The sequence below is a fragment of the Aquincola sp. J276 genome (assembly GCF_024700035.1).
GTDB classification, from domain to species: Bacteria; Pseudomonadota; Gammaproteobacteria; order Burkholderiales; family Burkholderiaceae_C; genus Aquincola; species Aquincola tertiaricarbonis.
On sequence record NZ_JAJONC010000002.1, the window covers coordinates 1038445 to 1054037 of the forward strand.

Annotated in this window: 15 protein-coding genes and 1 pseudogene; 12 read left to right on the forward strand and 4 right to left on the reverse strand. The window is 70.5% G+C overall.

The window, feature by feature from the left end:
• Positions 1 to 40 precede the first annotated feature (40 nt).
• From LRS14_RS22695 to LRS14_RS22705, 3 genes and pseudogenes are all read left to right on the forward strand, one after another.
• On the forward strand, positions 41 to 1018 hold the full coding sequence (locus tag LRS14_RS22695; protein ID WP_257801214.1) for a tripartite tricarboxylate transporter substrate binding protein: 978 nt from the start codon (positions 41 to 43) through the stop codon (positions 1016 to 1018).
• A gap of 13 nt (positions 1019 to 1031) precedes the next feature.
• Positions 1032 to 2207 (forward strand): alpha-hydroxy acid oxidase, encoded by a 1176-nt coding sequence (locus LRS14_RS22700; RefSeq protein ID WP_257801215.1) that lies wholly within the window; start codon positions 1032 to 1034, stop codon positions 2205 to 2207.
• 300 nt (positions 2208 to 2507) lie between these two features.
• Positions 2508 to 3456: pseudogene (locus LRS14_RS22705) on the forward strand (IS481 family transposase).
• A gap of 88 nt (positions 3457 to 3544) precedes the next feature.
• On the opposite strand, the gene LRS14_RS22710 reads toward LRS14_RS22705, so the two are convergent.
• Complete coding sequence (locus tag LRS14_RS22710) at positions 3545 to 4333, reverse strand: hypothetical protein (RefSeq protein ID WP_257801216.1); 789 nt, start codon at positions 4331 to 4333, stop codon at positions 3545 to 3547.
• Between the two features lie 134 nt (positions 4334 to 4467).
• Here LRS14_RS22710 and LRS14_RS22715 point away from each other — a divergent pair, with 134 nt between their 5' ends.
• The gene (locus tag LRS14_RS22715; RefSeq protein WP_257801217.1) at positions 4468 to 5370 is read left to right on the forward strand and encodes a LysR family transcriptional regulator; all 903 of its coding nucleotides are present in this window, start codon (positions 4468 to 4470) and stop codon (positions 5368 to 5370) included.
• Here the strand turns inward: LRS14_RS22715 and LRS14_RS22720 are convergent.
• Complete coding sequence (locus LRS14_RS22720) at positions 5363 to 6271, reverse strand: pyridoxamine 5'-phosphate oxidase family protein (protein ID WP_257801218.1); 909 nt, start codon at positions 6269 to 6271, stop codon at positions 5363 to 5365. The genes LRS14_RS22715 and LRS14_RS22720 overlap by 8 nt on opposite strands.
• Entirely contained in the window at positions 6268 to 6924 is a 657-nt protein-coding gene (locus LRS14_RS22725) for a glutathione S-transferase family protein (protein WP_257801219.1), read from the reverse strand. Before LRS14_RS22725 ends, LRS14_RS22720 begins: the two co-directional genes overlap by 4 nt.
• Before the next feature lie 245 nt (positions 6925 to 7169).
• On the opposite strand from LRS14_RS22725, the gene LRS14_RS22730 reads away from it, so the two are divergent.
• Genes LRS14_RS22730 through LRS14_RS22765 form a run of 8 tightly spaced genes read left to right on the forward strand, consistent with a single transcriptional unit; the run spans position 7170 to position 14484 of the window.
• A complete protein-coding gene (locus tag LRS14_RS22730; RefSeq protein WP_257801220.1) occupies positions 7170 to 8132 on the forward strand; it encodes a TRAP transporter substrate-binding protein in 963 nt (320 codons plus the stop codon).
• A 36-nt stretch (positions 8133 to 8168) separates the two neighbouring features.
• Positions 8169 to 8675, forward strand: coding sequence for a TRAP transporter small permease (locus tag LRS14_RS22735; protein ID WP_046112598.1), 507 nt, complete (start codon positions 8169 to 8171; stop codon positions 8673 to 8675).
• A gap of 37 nt (positions 8676 to 8712) precedes the next feature.
• On the forward strand, positions 8713 to 10011 hold the full coding sequence (locus tag LRS14_RS22740; protein ID WP_046112599.1) for a TRAP transporter large permease: 1299 nt from the start codon (positions 8713 to 8715) through the stop codon (positions 10009 to 10011).
• Between the two features lie 6 nt (positions 10012 to 10017).
• A complete protein-coding gene (gene pxpB / locus LRS14_RS22745) occupies positions 10018 to 10737 on the forward strand; it encodes a 5-oxoprolinase subunit PxpB (RefSeq protein ID WP_046112600.1) in 720 nt (239 codons plus the stop codon).
• Positions 10734 to 11714 carry a biotin-dependent carboxyltransferase family protein gene (locus LRS14_RS22750; RefSeq protein WP_257801222.1) on the forward strand — a complete coding sequence of 327 codons (981 nt, stop codon included), beginning with the start codon at positions 10734 to 10736 and terminating at the stop codon, positions 11712 to 11714. Before pxpB ends, LRS14_RS22750 begins: the two co-directional genes overlap by 4 nt.
• Positions 11711 to 12514, forward strand: a complete 804-nt coding sequence (locus LRS14_RS22755; RefSeq protein ID WP_046112602.1) for a LamB/YcsF family protein — start codon at positions 11711 to 11713, stop codon at positions 12512 to 12514. The genes LRS14_RS22750 and LRS14_RS22755 overlap by 4 nt, the downstream gene beginning before the upstream one ends.
• A 55-nt stretch (positions 12515 to 12569) precedes the next feature.
• Complete coding sequence (locus LRS14_RS22760; RefSeq protein ID WP_257801223.1) at positions 12570 to 14249, forward strand: hypothetical protein; 1680 nt, start codon at positions 12570 to 12572, stop codon at positions 14247 to 14249.
• Positions 14250 to 14277: 28 nt separating this feature from the next.
• A complete protein-coding gene (locus tag LRS14_RS22765) occupies positions 14278 to 14484 on the forward strand; it encodes a hypothetical protein (RefSeq protein ID WP_257801224.1) in 207 nt (68 codons plus the stop codon).
• Between the two features lie 133 nt (positions 14485 to 14617).
• Here the strand turns inward: LRS14_RS22765 and LRS14_RS22770 are convergent, their stop codons facing one another.
• Positions 14618 to 15556, reverse strand: coding sequence for a LysR family transcriptional regulator (locus LRS14_RS22770; RefSeq protein WP_046112604.1), 939 nt, complete (start codon positions 15554 to 15556; stop codon positions 14618 to 14620).
• Between the last annotated feature and the right edge of the window lie 37 nt (positions 15557 to 15593).

The window sequence follows — 15593 nt, forward strand, 5'->3', positions numbered from 1 at the left end:
CGATCGCATCACGTCAATACTTTCCCGAGGAGACGCTCCGATGACCACCTCTTTTTTCAGCCGCCGCGCCATTGCCAGAAGCCTGACGCTGCTTTCCGTCGCGCCGCTTCTGGCGGTCGCCCAGGATGCCAGGCCCATCGAATGGGTCGTCGGCTACGCCGCCGGCGGTGGCTCCGACACCGTCGCCCGCTCCGTGGCCGAGGTCATGAGCAAGTCGCTGGGGCGGTCGATCATCGTCAACAACAAGCCCGGCGCGGCCACCAACATCGCGGCCGACTATGTTGCCAAGTCGAAGGACATCGGCAACGTGATGTTCACAGCCGACTTCGCCACCCTGGCGGCGAACCCGTCGCTGTTTGCCAAGCTGCCGTACAACGCCGAGAAGGACTTCGCCCCGGTCGGGATGCTCGCGCGCTTTCCGCTGCTGCTGGTGGTCCACCCTAGCAACCCGGCGAATAACTTCAGCGAGTTCGCGGCCTGGGTCAAGGCGAGCCCCGGCGGCGTGAACTACGCGTCATCGGGCGCCGGCAGCCCGCAGCACCTGGCGGCCGAACTGCTGCGCGAGCGCACCGGCCTGACGCTGACCCACGTCCCCTACCGGGGCGGTGCGCCGGCCGTGCAGGACCTCGTGGGTGGCCAGGTGCCCTTCGCGCTGATGGACTCGGCCACGGTTCAGCAGTACGTGACGTCGGGCAAGCTGCGCGCCCTCGGCGTCGCGAGTGCGGCGCGGCTGAAGACGCTGCCCGATGTGCCGACCCTCGCGGAGCAGGGCGTTGTGGGTTTCGAAGCCTATGCCTGGCAAGGGCTCGTCGTTCCCGCCGGGACGCCACCAGAAACCGTCGCGAGATTGAGCAAGGCGCTGCAGGCGGCCCTCGATGCGACCCCGGTCAAGGCACGCTTCCAGGCGCTATCGCTCGAAGCCATGCCCGGTACCCCGGAGCAGATGACGGCTTACGTACGCACCGAGCGTGAGCGCTGGGGTGGCCTGATCCGCAAGAACAACATCAGGCTCGATTGACGGCAGGGTTTCCATGCTTCTCAATGCAGAGGACTTCCGGCGCGAGGCGCGCCGGCTGCTGCCCCGGTTCGTCTTCGACTATGTCGACGGCGCCGCCGACGACGGCTGCTGCCTGCGCCGCAACGCCCGCGATCTCGATGCCGTCACGCTGACGCCGCGGGTCCTTCGCGACACCAGCCGCATCGACACGGCGGTGGAGGTCTTCGGGACGAAATGGTCATCGCCCTACGGCATTGCACCGACCGGCCTGAACGGCCTGGTGCGTCCACGCGGCGACGTGATGCTGGCGAGGGCGGCCGCGCGGGCCGGCATCCCGTTCGCGCTGTCGACCGCTTCCAACATGCGGCTCGAAGACGTTCGCGCGGCCGCGCCGGAGAGCATCCAGTGGATGCAGCTGTACGTGATGCACAAGGAGATGGCTGCGCGCATCGTGCAGCGTGCACAGCGCGCCGGCTACCAGGCGCTGGTGCTGACCGTCGACGTGCCAGTCAGTGGCAATCGGGAACTCGATGTGCGCAACGGCTTTCGCGTGCCGTTCAAGCCCACCGCGAAGCTGGGCTGGGATCTCGTGACGCATCCGCGCTGGTCGATGCGGGCAGCGATCAGCGGGCCGCCAGACTTCGCCAATCTCGTGGCCGACGGCGAGGACGGAGGCTCGGCAAGCATGCAGGCTGCGTTGCTGGCGCGGGCGATGGACCGCACGCTGGTCTGGGAGACGCTCGCCTGGCTGCGCGAGTTCTGGCGCGGGCCGTTGCTGCTCAAGGGGCTGCTGCATGCCGACGATGCACGCCTGGCCATCGATCACGGCGTCGACGGTCTCATCGTGTCGAACCACGGGGGGCGCCAGCTCGACGCAGCGCCGTCGGCCATCTCCGCGCTGCCGAGTGTGGTGGCAGCCGTCGCCGGAAGGGTCCCGGTCTTCATGGACAGCGGCGTGCGCCGCGGCACCCATGTCGCCAAAGCCATCTCGCTGGGCGCCACGGCGGTATTGCTGGGCCGTCCGCTCCTGTACGGGCTCGCCGCGCGCGGCGAGGCGGGCGTCGACGCAGTGCTGAAGCTGTTCGCGGATGAGTTCATGCGCACGATGGCGCTGCTGGGCGCCAGCAGCATTGCAGATTTGAGGGGCGATTCGCTTGCCTGTGAAGGCGGCCCAACAGACGCCGGTGTCGCCTCGCGGGTATCGACTTGATTGCGTTCCCATCCTAAGCCGCCCGAGGCGGCCCATGCCCGACGGTGCAATCAACATCGCTCGGCACCGACAAGGGCCCGCCTTGGCCAAACGCCTGCAGTAGGGCCTGCGCCGGGCCGAGGCCAGCGCTGCGCCGTTCTGCCAGCGCAAGGCCGCTTCGACGGAGGCGGCGGCAGCATGCAGTTGATCGTGCGCATGCCGGATCGGAGCCGTTGCCTGCCGAATGTGCTGTAGTGATCGCAGCGGCTGCGCCTGCGTCCGACCGCGAGTGACTCGGTTCAGTCTGACGCAGACACCCGGATGAACATCCATAAGCATGTCCGATTGACGTACGCGCGTCGCCTGGAGATGGTCCAGCAGATGATCGAACTGGGCTGGTCAGCCGCTGATGCGGCGGCCGAGCACGGCGTGACGCCCGTGACCGCACGCAAGTGGCTGGGCCGGTATCTGGCCGGTGGCCAGGCAGCCCTGGCCGATGCGTCGTCGCGGCCCGCCCACTCGCCGCGTGCCATCGATCCATCGAAGGCGCTGCTGATCGTGGAGCTGCGCCGCGGCGCATGACCCAGGCGCGCATCGCCCGCAGCGTGGGCGTCTCGGACAGCACCGTCAGCCGCGTGCAGGCCCGTGCGGGGCTGTCCAAGCTCAGCGATCTGGAGCCGGCCGAGCCGGTGGTGCGCTACGAGCACGACCAGCCAGGCGACCTGCTGCACATCGACACCAAGAAGGTCGGGCGCATCGAGCGGCCCAGCCACCGCGTCACGGTAACCGGCGTGACTCGGTCGATGGCGCCGGCTGGGAAACGCTGTTCGTGGCTGTCGATGACCACGCGCGCATCGCCTTCACGGCCATGCACCCGGACGAGAAGACGCCGCAGGCCGTGCAGTTCCTGCGTGATGCGGTGGCCTACTATGCCAGCCTGGGCATCACGGTGCGCCGCTTGCTGACCGACAACGGCTCGGCGTTCCGGTCCAAGGACTTCGCCGCCGCCTGCACTGCTCTGGGCATCACGCACAAGTTCACCCGCGCGTACCGGCCCCAGACCAACGGCAAAGCCGAGCGCTTCATCCAGTCGGCGCTGCGCGAGTGGGCCTATGGATGGACCTACCAGAACTCCGACCAGCGCACGCAGGCGTTGGCCAGCTGGCAGCACCACTACAACTGGCACCGCCCGCACGCAGGCATCGGCGGTGCCTTCCCGATGTCCCGACTCATCAAGTCAAGAAAGAACCTCTTGACGGTTCACACCTAGACCTCGCCAACACCCATTACTCATCGAACCCCCTACTCCCTTCCGTGCAATACGCCAATTGCACCGCCCCTAATTCATTCCGCCCCCCTCACCTCACCCCAAACGCCGCCGTCCCCGCCGTCCGCCCGGCGTCATGCACCGCCACCACCAGCTGGGTGCTGCCGTTGTCCAGCGGATAGGCCAGGGCGATGCCGGTGGCGGTCTGGTTGGGCAGGGCGCAGGGGGCGGGGCCGAAGCGCAGGGTGACGTCGAAGACGTTCTTGCCGGAGGCGCGCGGCAGCACCGTGCCGCTGAAGTTGCAGCCGCTCAAGCCGCTGGCGGTGAGGTTGCCGTTGGCCGCCACCGTCACCGACTGCACTTCCCCTTGCAGCGTGGTCAGCGTCCAGCTGCCTTGCACCATGGCCGGCAGCGCACGGGCCTCGTAGCGGTAGGTACTGCTGGGGTCGGGGCCGACGCTGAAGCTGGCCGAGCCCTGCGACGTGGCCAGCGTGCCGGCCAAGGTACCGGCGGCCGTGCCGGTGCTGGCGCTCAAGTTGAGCACCATGGGCGGCGCGGTGCCGAAGTCGCGCAGGTCGGTGGCGCGGATGCCGCTGGTCGACGCACTGCTGCCGCCCTGGAAAAAGCCCGACACCAGCAAGCGCCCGTTGGACTGCTGCCCATACAGCGCCCACAGCTGGCCGTTGTCCAGCACCAGCATCTGCAGCGACAGCGCGCTGCTGCCGTTGAGCGTGCCGCCATACACCCCCTCCGCGGAAAAGGCGGCGCTGGCCGGCGTGCCCGCATCGCCCTCGCCACCACCGCCGCCGCCACAGCCGGCCAGCAGGCCCAGCCCCGCCAGCGCACCAATGCGCCAGGCGCTTGCCTCGAGAATCTTCAAGGAATGTCCTCCGTGTTTGTTCTTGATCCCCCGCGCCTGGCCAGACTGCGCAGGCGGGGCACCACGATAAGCGCGGCCGAGGGCCCCAAAGCGGTGACTTTTGACCGCGCAGCCAGCCGCCACAATGCAGCCCGATGGACCGCCTGCATGCCATGACCGTCTTCGTCGCCGTCGTCGATACCGGCGGCTTTGCCGCGGCGGCGCGCAAGCTGGATCTGTCGCCGCCGGTGGTCACGCGGGCGGTGGCGGAACTGGAAGAACGGCTGGGCCTGCGGCTGCTCACCCGCACCACGCGGGTGGTGCGGGTGACCGATGCCGGCGCCCGCTATGCCGAGGACTGCCGGCGCATCCTGGCCGAGATCGAGGAGGCCGAAGTGGCGGCCGCCGGCACCCATGCCGCGCCGCGCGGCACGCTCACCATCACCGCGCCGGTGCTGTTCGGCCAGCTCTACGTGGTGCCGTTGCTGGCGCGCTACCTGCAGCAGCATCCGCAGGTGGAGGCGCAGTGCCTGTTCCTCGACCGCATGGTCAACATCGTGGAAGAAGGCATCGACGTGGCGGTGCGCATCGGCGAGCTGCCCGACTCGTCGCTGCAGGCGGTGCGGGTGGGCCGGGTGCGCCGCATGCTGGTGGCATCACCTTCCTACCTGGCTGCGGCCGGCGTGCCGCGGCATCCGGCCGACCTGGCTGCGGGCCACACGCTGCTGTCCGCCGGGGTGAACACGCCGATGGCCGACTGGCGCTTCAACGAAGGCGGACGGTCGCTGGTACTGCCGTTGCCGGTGCGGCTGCGCACCACCAGCAACGGCTCGGTCATCACCGCCGCGCTGGCGCACCTGGGCATTGCGCGCCTGCTGAGCTACCAGGCCGCGCCGCACCTGCGAGACGGCACGCTGGTGCCGGTGCTGGAAGCCTTCGAGACGGCGCCGCTGCCCATCCATGTGGTGCACCTGGAAGGCCGGCGCGCCACCGGCAAGGTGCGCGGCTTCATCGACATGGCCGTGGCCAGCCTGCGGGCCGATCCGTTCCTCAACTGATCCGCCGCCACTGCAGCGGCAGGGCCCGCGGCAGCCACCACCCGGCCTGCAGCTGGAAGCGCACCGCGCGCTGCGCACGGTCGAGCGCGGCCACGTCGGGGCCGTCCCATACCAGCTCGGCGCGGCCGGTGAGCGTGAGCAGGTCGCCGCTGTCGAAGTCGATGAACAGCAGGCCGGCCCGCGGGTCCACCATCAGGTTGCCCAGCGTCATGAACATCTGGTTGCCCGAGTAGTCGGGCAGCAGCAGCGTGTGCGCGTCCTCGATCTTGACGAAGCCGGGCGGGCCGCCGCGGTGCGACACGTCCGCGCCGCCGGCCGGCCGATCGCCCGTGGCCGGAGCGCGGCTGGCGATGAACAGCGTGTCGGCCCGCGACACCAGCGCCTGGGCCGCGGCATCCAGCATCGACAGGGATCGCGCCGGCGCCGCGGCGGGCCCGTCGGCGGCCTTCATCATCGGCTCGCGCCGCTGGATGTACTGCGGGCAGTTGCCGACCGACTGCGTGATGGCCACGCCGAAGCCGCCGGCCTCCACCGCGGTCACCTGCCCGTTGGCACGGTTGCGCCGGCGGGTCTGCGGCTCGATGCCCAGCAGCCCGATCTCGGCGCCCGGCTGCAGGTGCCCGGCCATCGGGTCGCCGGGCAGCGGCAGCGCGCCCACATGCAGCTGCTGCGCATCCGGCGCCTGGATGAAGCCCGGCGGGCCCACCAGCACCGAAGCCCAGGGCCGGCCCTGCGCATCGGCCATGCCGGCCAGCAGCATCGGCAGCTGCTCGAAGAAGCGCTGGTGCTGCTCGGGCATGTGGTCGCGGATCACGCGCGGGCCGATCTCGGCCATGCGCGCCTGCATGCCGACCAGGCGCTGCACGGCCTGCTCGCCTTCGTGGAAGGGTGCGGCGATCATGATGCGTTCACCGACAGGCCGACGGCCGTGCGCGGCATCGGCACGAAGCCGGGCAGCGATTCGATGCGCCGCAGCCAGGCCCGCACCGCGGCATAGGGCGCCAGGTCCACGTTGCCTTCGGGCGCGGCGGCGATGTAGCTGTAGCCCGCGATGTCGGCCAGCGTGGCCTCGTCGCCGGTGAGGAAGGCACGGCCGGCCAGCACCGGCTCCATCACGCCCAGCAGCTGGTGCGCGCGGCCGATGGCGCCGGTTGCATCCAGCGTGGCGCCGAACACCGTGACCAGCCGCGCCGCCGCCGGGCCGAACGCAATGGGCCCGGCCGCGGCCGACAGCCACACCTGCACCGCGGCCTGCCCCTCGGGCGTGGCCGGCAACCAGCGGCGGGCGGGGTCGTACCGGGTGGCCAGGTACACCAGGATGGCGTTGGAGTCGTGCACCACGGTGCCGCCGTCGTCGATCACCGGCACCTGGCCGAACGGATTCAGGCGCAGGAAGGCGGGGCGCTTGTGCTCGCCCTGCATCAGGTCGACGTCCACCAGCCTGCATGGCAGGCCCAGCAACGACAGCGCAAGCTCCACGCGGTGGCAGTGGCCGGACAGGGCGTGGCGGTAGAGGGTGACGGGGGCGGCGGGTGCGGGATGGCTGGGGGTCATGTCGGGCTCCATGTGTGTCGCCTTGCAAGTGGCGGCGGCATGGACGGACTGTGGCGCCGGGTGGCCGCAGACAGAAGCCTCATGCGGACCAAGTGACCGTTACAGGAGCTGGAACAGTGGCCGTCTTCGGTTGGCGCCAGCATCACCAAAACTTGTCATCGCACTAAAACTTTTCTCGTTGGACGCTGCGGGAGCGTTCACCGACAGTCACTCGCCAGACCCCTTTCTTGACGAGGACGACACCGATGAAACGCCTGATCGTCGCCGGCGCCGCCGCGCTGTGCTCCCTGGCGGCGCAGTCCGCCACCAGCTGGAACCTGTCGGCCGAGCAGCCGGATGCCAACTACCTGACGCAGAACGTGCGGCAGTTCGCCGACGAGGTGAAGGCCGCCACCAAGGGCGAGCTGGAGTTCAAGGTGCAGAGCAACAGCGTGCTGCTCAAGCGGCCCGAGGTGAAGCGCGGGGTGCAGCAGGGCATCGTGCCGATCGGCGAGTTCCTGATGTCGGCGCTGGGCAATGAAGACCCGATGTTCGAGATCGACAGCGTGCCCTTCCTGGCCAACTCCTTCGACGCCACCGAGAAGCTGTGGAAGGCCGCCCGCGAGCAAATCGCGCAGCGGCTGGACAAGCAGGGCATCGTGCTGGTGTACGGCGCGCCGTGGCCGCCGCAGGGCATCTACACCAAGACACCGGTGGCCACCGTGGCCGACTTCAAGGGCGCACGCTTCCGCGCCTACAGCGCCTCCACCAGCCGCATGGTCACGCTGATGGGCGCGGTGCCCACCACCATCCAGACGGCCGAGGTGCCGCAGGCCTTTTCCACCGGCGTGATCGACATGATGATCACCTCGCCCGCCACCGGCGTGGACACCCAGGCCTGGGACTACGTCAAGCACTACTACGACGTGCAGGCCTTCATTCCGCAGGCCATCGTCATCGCCAACAAGCGCGCCCTGATGGCCCTGCCCGCCGAGCAGCGCCAGGCCGTGATGGACGCCGGCAGGAAGGCCGAGGCCCGCGGCTGGCAGATGGGCCGCGAGCTCACCGCCAAGCTCACGCAGACGCTGGCCGGCAAGGGCATCGCGGTGCATCCGGTGCCGCCGGCGATGGCGCCCGAGCTGAACAAGATCGGCCAGACCATGGCCGAAGAATGGCTGAAGAAGGCCGGCCCCGACGGCGCCAAGGTGCTGGAAGCGTACCGCCGCTGAACCTGCCGCCCTGCATCCACCGCCAAGGAGCAAGACATGTCCGTGCTCGACCGCCTGGCGCGGGCCTCCGGGGCCGCGGCCGCCGTGGCGCTGGCCGCCATCGGCCTGGTGATCACCGCGCAGATCATCGCCCGCCTGGCCGGCCAGCAGATACCCGCGGCCGACGACTTCGCGGCCTGGGCAATGGCCGCCTCCGCCTTCCTCGCCCTGCCCTACGCGATGCGCCACGGCGACCACATCCGCGTGACGCTGGTGCTGCAGTTCCTGCCCCGGGGCTGGCACCGCGGCTTCGAGCTGCTGGCCTCGGCCATCGGCTTCGCGCTGGCGGCCTGGGCCGCCTGGCACACCGCGGTGTTCGTCTTCGACTCGTGGCAGTACGACGAGGTGGCGCAAGGCATGTTGAAGGTGCCGCTGTGGATACCGCAGCTGGCCATGGCCATCGGCATGGCGCTGCTGGCGCTGATGCTGGCCGACCGCCTGCTGCGCTGCCTGGGCGGCAGGCCGCTGCCCGATGCCGGCGCCGACGTGGCGCGCACCGAATGACCGCCGCCTTCCTTCCCTTCTCGCGAAAGCCCACGCCGTGAGCGATCTTGCGCAAGCCGCCGTGCTGATGGCGGTGCTGTTCCTGCTGTTGGGCCTGGGCGTGTGGGTGGCGCTGGCCCTCATCGCCTGCGGCCTGGCCGGGCTGATGCTGTTCACCTCGGCGCCGCCGGGGGTGCTGTTCGCCACCACCGGCTGGGGCTCCACCGCCAGCTGGGCGCTGACCGCGCTGCCGCTGTTCATCTGGATGGGCGAGATCCTCTACCGCACGCGGCTGGCGGAGGACATGTTCTCCGGCCTCGGCCCCTGGGTGCAGAACCTGCCGGGCCGGCTGCTGCATGTCAACGTGCTGGGCTGCGGCATCTTCGCCGCGGTCAGCGGCTCGTCGGCGGCCACCGCGGCCACCATCGGCAAGATCTCGCTGCCCGAGCTCAAGGCGCGCGGCTATGACGAAAGCATCGCCGTCGGTTCGCTGGCCGGTGCGGGCACGCTGGGCCTGCTGATCCCGCCGTCCATCGTGATGATCGTCTACGGCGTGGCCGCGCAGGTGTCCATCGTCAAGCTGTTCACCGCGGGCATCCTGCCCGGCATCATGATGATGGTGCTGTTCTCGGGCTACATCGCGCTGTGGTCGCTGCGCCATCCGGGCAAGGTGCCGAAGGACGAACAGCAGGTGTCCTGGCCCGAGCGCTTCAAGCGGCTGCGGCTGCTGGCGCCGGTGGGGCTGCTGATTGCGGGCGTGATCGGCTCCATCTACGCCGGCGTGGCCACGGCCACCGAGGCCGCGGCCATCGGCGTCATCGGCTCGCTGCTGATCGCGGGGCTGGGCGGCTCGCTGACCAGGGCGTCGTTCGTGGCCAGCCTGATGGGCGCGGCACGCACCAGCTGCATGATCACCTTCATCCTCATCGGCGCGGCCTACCTCACCAGCGCGATGAGCTTCACCGGCCTGCCGGCCAACGTCGCGGCCTGGATCTCGTCGCTGGGCCTGTCGGCCTACGGGCTGCTGGCGGTGCTCACGGTGTTCTTCGTGCTGCTGGGCTGCTTCCTGGACGGCATCTCCATCGTGGTGCTGACCAGCGCGGTGCTGATGCCCGCGGTGCTGGCCGCCGGCATCGACCCGCTGTGGTTCGGCATCTACCTGATCCTGGTGGTGGAGATGGCGCAGATCACGCCGCCGGTGGGCTTCAACCTGTTCGTCATCCAGGGCATCACCGGGCTGCAGCTGTTCCGGCTGGCGCGCATGGCCTTCCCCTTCTTCCTGCTGCTGGTGCTGGCCACGGTGCTGATCACGGTCTTTCCGCAGATCGTGATGGTGCTGCCCGGCGCGATGGGCTGAGGCCGCATGCCGAGCGAGCCCATCCGCCCCGTGGGCGACAGCGCCTTGCTGATCGGCTTCGGCGACCGCGTGGACCTGCGCATCAGCCACCGGGTGCATGCCTTCGTGGCGCACCTGCTGGCGCATCCGCTGCGCTCGGTGCGCGACGTGGTGCCCGCCTTCAGCACCGTGACGCTGCACTACCGGCCCGAGCAGGTGCCCGGCAGCGGCGGCACGCCCTACGAGCGGCTGCGGCTGCAGGTGCAGCAGCGGCTGGAGATCGACCTCGATGCGCAGGCCGCCGAGCCGCGGCTGTTCGAGGTGCCCGTGTGGTACGGCGGCGAGGCCGGTCCCGACCTGGACGACGTGGCCCGCCAGCGCGGCCTGCCGCGCGACGAGGTGATCCGCCGCCACGGCGCATCGCCGCATGTGGTGTACATGCTGGGCTTCGCGCCGGGCTTCCCGTTCATCGGCGGGCTGGACCCGGCACTGCAGATGCCGCGCCGCACCACGCCGCGCACCTCGGTGCCGCCGGGCTCGGTGGCCATCGCCCGCGACCAGACCTGCATCTATCCGCTGGCCACGCCGGGCGGCTGGAACATCATCGGCCGCACGCCGCTGAAGCTGTTCGACGCCACCGCCGAGCCGCCCTGCCTGCTGGGCCCGGGCGATGCCATCCGCTTCCTGCCGATCGACCAGGCGGCCTACCAGGCCCTGGCGGCGGCCGCGCCTGCCCACGCCGCATGAACAGCATCACCGTGCTCAAGCCCGGCGCGCAGACGCAGCTGCAGGACGAGGGCCGCTATGGCTGGCAGCGCTTCGGCGTGCCGGTGGGCGGCGCGATGGACCTGTGGTCGCACCGCGTGGCCAACCTGCTGGCCGGCAATGCGGCCGACGAGGCCACGCTGGAGATCCTGCTGACCGGCCCCAGCCTGCGCTTCGACGCCGCGGCCTGCATCGCGCTGTGCGGTGCCGACCTGTCCGCCCAGGTGGGCGACGAGCCGCTGCCCATGTACGAACGCATCCAGCTGCCGGCCGGCGCGCAGCTGGACTTCGGCAGGCGCGTGAACGGCCTGCGCTGCTACCTGGCGGTGCGCGGCGGCTTCGCGGTGCCGCCGGTGATGGGCAGCCGCAGCACCTTCGTGCGCGGCGGCTTCGGCGGCTTCCAGGGCCGTGCGCTGCGCAAGGGCGACGTCCTGCCCATCGGCGCCGGCCAGCCCGCCGAGCTGCCTCCGGCGGTGCTGCCCGAGGACATCAGCGTGCCGGTGCCGCTGGCCGCCGCGCAGGCGGTGACGCCGGTGCGCATGGTGCCGGGCGAACATGCGGCGCTGTTCGCGCCCGAGGTGCATGCACTGATGGCGCAGGCCACCTACCAGCTCAGCCCGCAGTCCGACCGCATGGGCTACCGGCTGGAAGGCCCGGCGCTGCCGCGGCTGCCCGGCGGCGAGCTGATCTCCGAAGGCGTGAGCTTCGGCACCGTGCAGGTGCCGCCCGACGGCCAGCCCATCGTGCTGATGGCCGAGCGACAGAGCGCAGGCGGCTATCCCAAGATCGCCCACGTGGCCAGCGTGGACCTGCCGCTGCTGGCCCAGATGGCGCCGCGGCAGGCGCTGCGCTTCGTGCCCGTCACGCTGGCGCAGGCGCAGGCGCTGCACCTTGAACGCGAGCGGCAGCTGCAGGCCCTGCGGCCGCTGCTGCTCGGCCCACCAGGAGCTCCGACATGAGCACCACCACCCTCGACCTGAACTGCGACATGGGCGAAGGCTTCGGCGCCTACACCATGGGCAACGACGTCGACCTGCTCGACCACGTGACCTCGGCCAACATCGCCTGCGGCTTCCATGCGGGCGACCCGCCCACCATGCGCCGCGTGGTCACCACCGCGCTGGCCAAGGGCGTGAAGGTGGGCGCGCATCCCGGCCTGCCGGACCTGCAGGGCTTCGGCCGCCGGGTGATGCAGGTCTCTCCCGCCGATGCCTATGCGATGGTGGTCTACCAGGTGGGCGCGCTGATGGGCTTCGCGCAGGCCGCGGGCGGCCGCCTCAACCACGTCAAGCCGCACGGCGCGCTCTACAACATGGCGGTGAAGGACCGCAAGCTGGCCGATGCGCTGGCGCAGGCGGTGCGCGACGTGGATCCCACGCTGGTGTTCTTCGGCCTGGCCGGCAGCGAGATGATCCGCGCCGCCGAGGCCGCCGGCCTGCAGGCTGCCGCGGAGGTGTTCGCCGACCGCAGCTACCAGGACGACGGCAGCCTGTCGCCGCGCGGCACGCCCGGCGCCATGATCGAGGACGCCGGCCAGGCACTGGCCCAGGTGCGGCAGATGCTGGGCGGCTCGGTGCGCGCCCTCAGCGGCAAGACGGTGCCGCTGCGCGCCGACACCTTGTGCATCCACGGCGACCAGCCCGGCGCCCTGGAATTCGCGCAGACGCTGCGCACCGCCCTGCAGGCCGATGGCGTGCTGCTGCGCGCGCCGCGGCCCGCCGGCCCGCGGGCCAACACGGAGGGCCTGCGTATCGAATGACCACCCCATGCACCGTTGCCCGGCAGTCCACAAGCAAGTGTCAGTAGGAGTCACGATGTTGCAATCCCGATCCGAACCGAAGCGCGTCCACGTGCATGCGCACCTCACCGCCCTGGCCGCCGCCGTGCTGCTGGCCGCCTGCGGTGGCAGCGACGACGACGATGAAGCCCCGGCCCCCGCGCCCACGCCGCCCGCGCCCACCGTGGCCTGTAGCGTGGACACCGCCGTGGCCCTGGCCTACGAGGAACAGCGCCTGCAGACCCCGCTGCCCTTCAGCGGCGCCAACGTGGTGGGCACCGATGCCACGCCGCTGGCCGACCGCATCCTGAAGGACACCGGCTTCGACACCTTCGCGCCCGCCTTCGCCACCAAGCTGTGCGCGGCCGATGGCACCACCCCCGTCACCACCTATGCGCAGGCGGTGGACCTGGTCAAGGCCGAAGGCCTGGCCCTGTGGAAGGCCGCGGTGGACCGCGTGCAGGGCCGCCGCGCCTCGCCCGCCGGCAGCGTGCTGCCCAACAGCGACGACCGCATGCTGTACTGGGCGCGCGTGCAGATGACCAAGGCGCTGCGCCAGTGGAAGCCCTCCTTCGCGATGACGGCTGCCGAGATCGACGACCTGCAGTGGCAGCTGGAGCGCGCCTCGCGCGGGCAGTACGACATCAACTTGCCCGAAGGCAACGCCCCTTCGGGCAAGAAGTACCGCCGCATGATCATCAGCGGCTTCGACACCTTCACCCTCGGCGTGCCGGGCACGCCCAACACCGGCCTGCGCAACGGCAATCCTTCCGGCGCCACCGCGCTGGAGATGGACGGCAAGCAGGTGACGCTGGCCGATGGCAGCGTGATGCATGTGGAGAGCTACATCCTGCCGGTGAGCTACGACCCCTTCAACAAGGGCATGCAGGAAGACACGCTGGCGCCCTACTTCCAGCCCGGCCCCAAGCGCGTGGACGCATCGATCACCATGAGCCAGGGCAGTGCCAACGTGTTCAACCTGGAGCAGTGGAACGGCCGCTTCCACGGCAGCTCGGCCGGCAACGACGGCATCGTCTACTGCCCGCCCGGCGCCACCCGGCTGCCGGCCTACGTGCTGCCCATCGGCACCATCACCACCGCGGGCGCGGCGCCCATCACCCTGGCCGGCTCGGGCTGCAACATCAACCCGCCGCAGCGCTGGCTGGGCTACGACGCCACCACGGCCTGGATGAAGGACTATCCGCCGCAGTTCACCACCGCCTCCATGCCCATCCCGGCGATGGTCACGGGCCGCACCCAGGCCGGCGTGGCGCGCCCGCCCGGCGCCACCAGCGAAGGCACCGAGGGCTTCAACGTCACCTGGCACACCAACTACGCCTACTTCCCGGACTGCAACGACGTGGCCACCGTCAGCGTGCCTTCCAACGGCGTGATGAACCTGATGCCCGACCTGAGCACCGTGGTGGCGCCCAACCTGGCCACCTGCTCGCGCTCGGGCGGCGGCGGCGACTACCTGTCCAACGAGAGTGCCTACCGCAACACCCTGCTGCGCGACACCTTCGGGCTGGACATCCCGGCAGGCCACATCCACGTGCCGGTGATGACCAACTTCTTCCGCGGCACGCCGGACACCGGCGGCGGCGTGCGGGACGACAACGCGATGACCGACGCCCGCTTCGAGGCCTACCGCACCGCCATCGTGGCCCAGGGCAAGGCCCTGCTGACGGTGATCGGCAACTCGCTGATCTACAAGTGACCACTGTTGCCCAACGCAAGGAGTCCCCATGAAGTTCAAGCTCGCCCTCGCGGCCACCGCGCTGGCCCTGGCCGGCATCGCCGGCACCGCCACCGCCCAGCCCAGCCTCTACTACGTGTGGAAGCACAAGGCCACCGGCAAGACGATGTGCAACCCCGAGGCCATCGACGCCAACTGGGTCAAGGTGTCGGGGCCCTACTCGGACGCCAACTGCTCCATCAAGGAACCGGAGTAGCCGGCGCCGGGCTGCGCCGCGGGCCTGGTGCACCACGCGGCCTTCGTCGGTAGAGCTTGGCGCAGCGGCCGAACATCACCAGCCGCTGCGGCTCACATTCGGGATGGGGCATGCGCGGCGCGCGCCGCCGGCGTCAGCTGGCGTCGGCGGGCCCCAGCCGCCGCGCCCACTCCGGCCCTACCCGGGCGCAGAACCGGGTCACCACCTCGCAGGCCACGTCCTGCGTCGCGCGCACGGCGGAGCAGGCGCCGCGCTCGCTGATGGCGGTGATGACCATCGGCGGCAGGCGCGGCCCGTCGCACTGGAACAGCTCGCGCCGCTGCAGCTGCTCGCGCACGAACACCGGCGGGATGGCGGCGATGCCGTAGCCATCGCCGGCAAGCTGGATGATGGATTCCACCGACGGGAAGCTGCACACCCGCGGCTCCACGTCGCGGTCGATGAACAGCGCGCGCACATGCGCCTGCGGGCTGGAGGTCTTGCTGAAGGTGAGCACCGGCACGCGCTCCAGGTCCTCGATGGTGACGATGCCCGAGGCCGGGACCAGGTCGGGCCGGCCCACCCAGCGCAGCGGGAATTCACACAGCGGCGTCACGGTGTAGTCCAGCGTGCCCACGGCCTCGGCATAAGGGTCGTTCTGGATCATCAGGTCCAGCTTGCGCTGGCGGAACTGGTCCTGCAGGTGGCGGGCGGTGTCCACGGTGATGTCGGGGTTCACCTGCGGATGGCGCTCGGCCAGCAGCCGGATCAGCGGCGAGAGCCAGGTGTGCACCACCGACTCGATGGTGCCGATGCGCACGCGCCCGGCCGGCGGTGCCTCGGGCCGGGTGCTGAGCACCAGCTCGCGCTCCAGCTGCAGGATGCGCTGCGCCTGCCGCGCCACCTGCTCGCCCGCCTGGGTGAGCACCAGCCGGCGCGAGCTGCGATCCACCAGCTCGGTGCCCAGTTCGTCTTCCAGGCTGGCGATGCGCTGCGAGATCGCGGCCTGCGTGGCGTTGAGCACCTGCGCGGTTTCGCGGAAGCTGCGCACGCGGGCCAGCACGACAAGCGTTTCAAGGAATCGGGTGTTCACGGCAGGCGGCCTCGGCAACGGCCTGGCACAGCATAGC

Excerpts from the sequence above, each read along its gene's own strand:
- pxpB (WP_046112600.1), top strand. The coding sequence starts at position 10,018 with ATGCCGAGCGAGCCCATCCGCCCCGTGGGCGACAGCGCCTTGCTGATC.
- LRS14_RS22695 (WP_257801214.1), top strand. The coding sequence starts at position 41 with ATGACCACCTCTTTTTTCAGCCGCCGCGCCATTGCCAGAAGCCTGACG.
- LRS14_RS22735 (WP_046112598.1), top strand. The coding sequence starts at position 8,169 with ATGTCCGTGCTCGACCGCCTGGCGCGGGCCTCCGGGGCCGCGGCCGCC.
- LRS14_RS22715 (WP_257801217.1), top strand. The coding sequence starts at position 4,468 with ATGGACCGCCTGCATGCCATGACCGTCTTCGTCGCCGTCGTCGATACC.
- LRS14_RS22750 (WP_257801222.1), top strand. The coding sequence starts at position 10,734 with ATGAACAGCATCACCGTGCTCAAGCCCGGCGCGCAGACGCAGCTGCAG.
- LRS14_RS22760 (WP_257801223.1), top strand. The coding sequence starts at position 12,570 with ATGTTGCAATCCCGATCCGAACCGAAGCGCGTCCACGTGCATGCGCAC.
- LRS14_RS22725 (WP_257801219.1), bottom strand. The coding sequence starts at position 6,924 with ATGACCCCCAGCCATCCCGCACCCGCCGCCCCCGTCACCCTCTACCGC.
- LRS14_RS22700 (WP_257801215.1), top strand. The coding sequence starts at position 1,032 with ATGCTTCTCAATGCAGAGGACTTCCGGCGCGAGGCGCGCCGGCTGCTG.
- LRS14_RS22755 (WP_046112602.1), top strand. The coding sequence starts at position 11,711 with ATGAGCACCACCACCCTCGACCTGAACTGCGACATGGGCGAAGGCTTC.
- LRS14_RS22730 (WP_257801220.1), top strand. The coding sequence starts at position 7,170 with ATGAAACGCCTGATCGTCGCCGGCGCCGCCGCGCTGTGCTCCCTGGCG.
- LRS14_RS22765 (WP_257801224.1), top strand. The coding sequence starts at position 14,278 with ATGAAGTTCAAGCTCGCCCTCGCGGCCACCGCGCTGGCCCTGGCCGGC.
- LRS14_RS22720 (WP_257801218.1), bottom strand. The coding sequence starts at position 6,271 with ATGATCGCCGCACCCTTCCACGAAGGCGAGCAGGCCGTGCAGCGCCTG.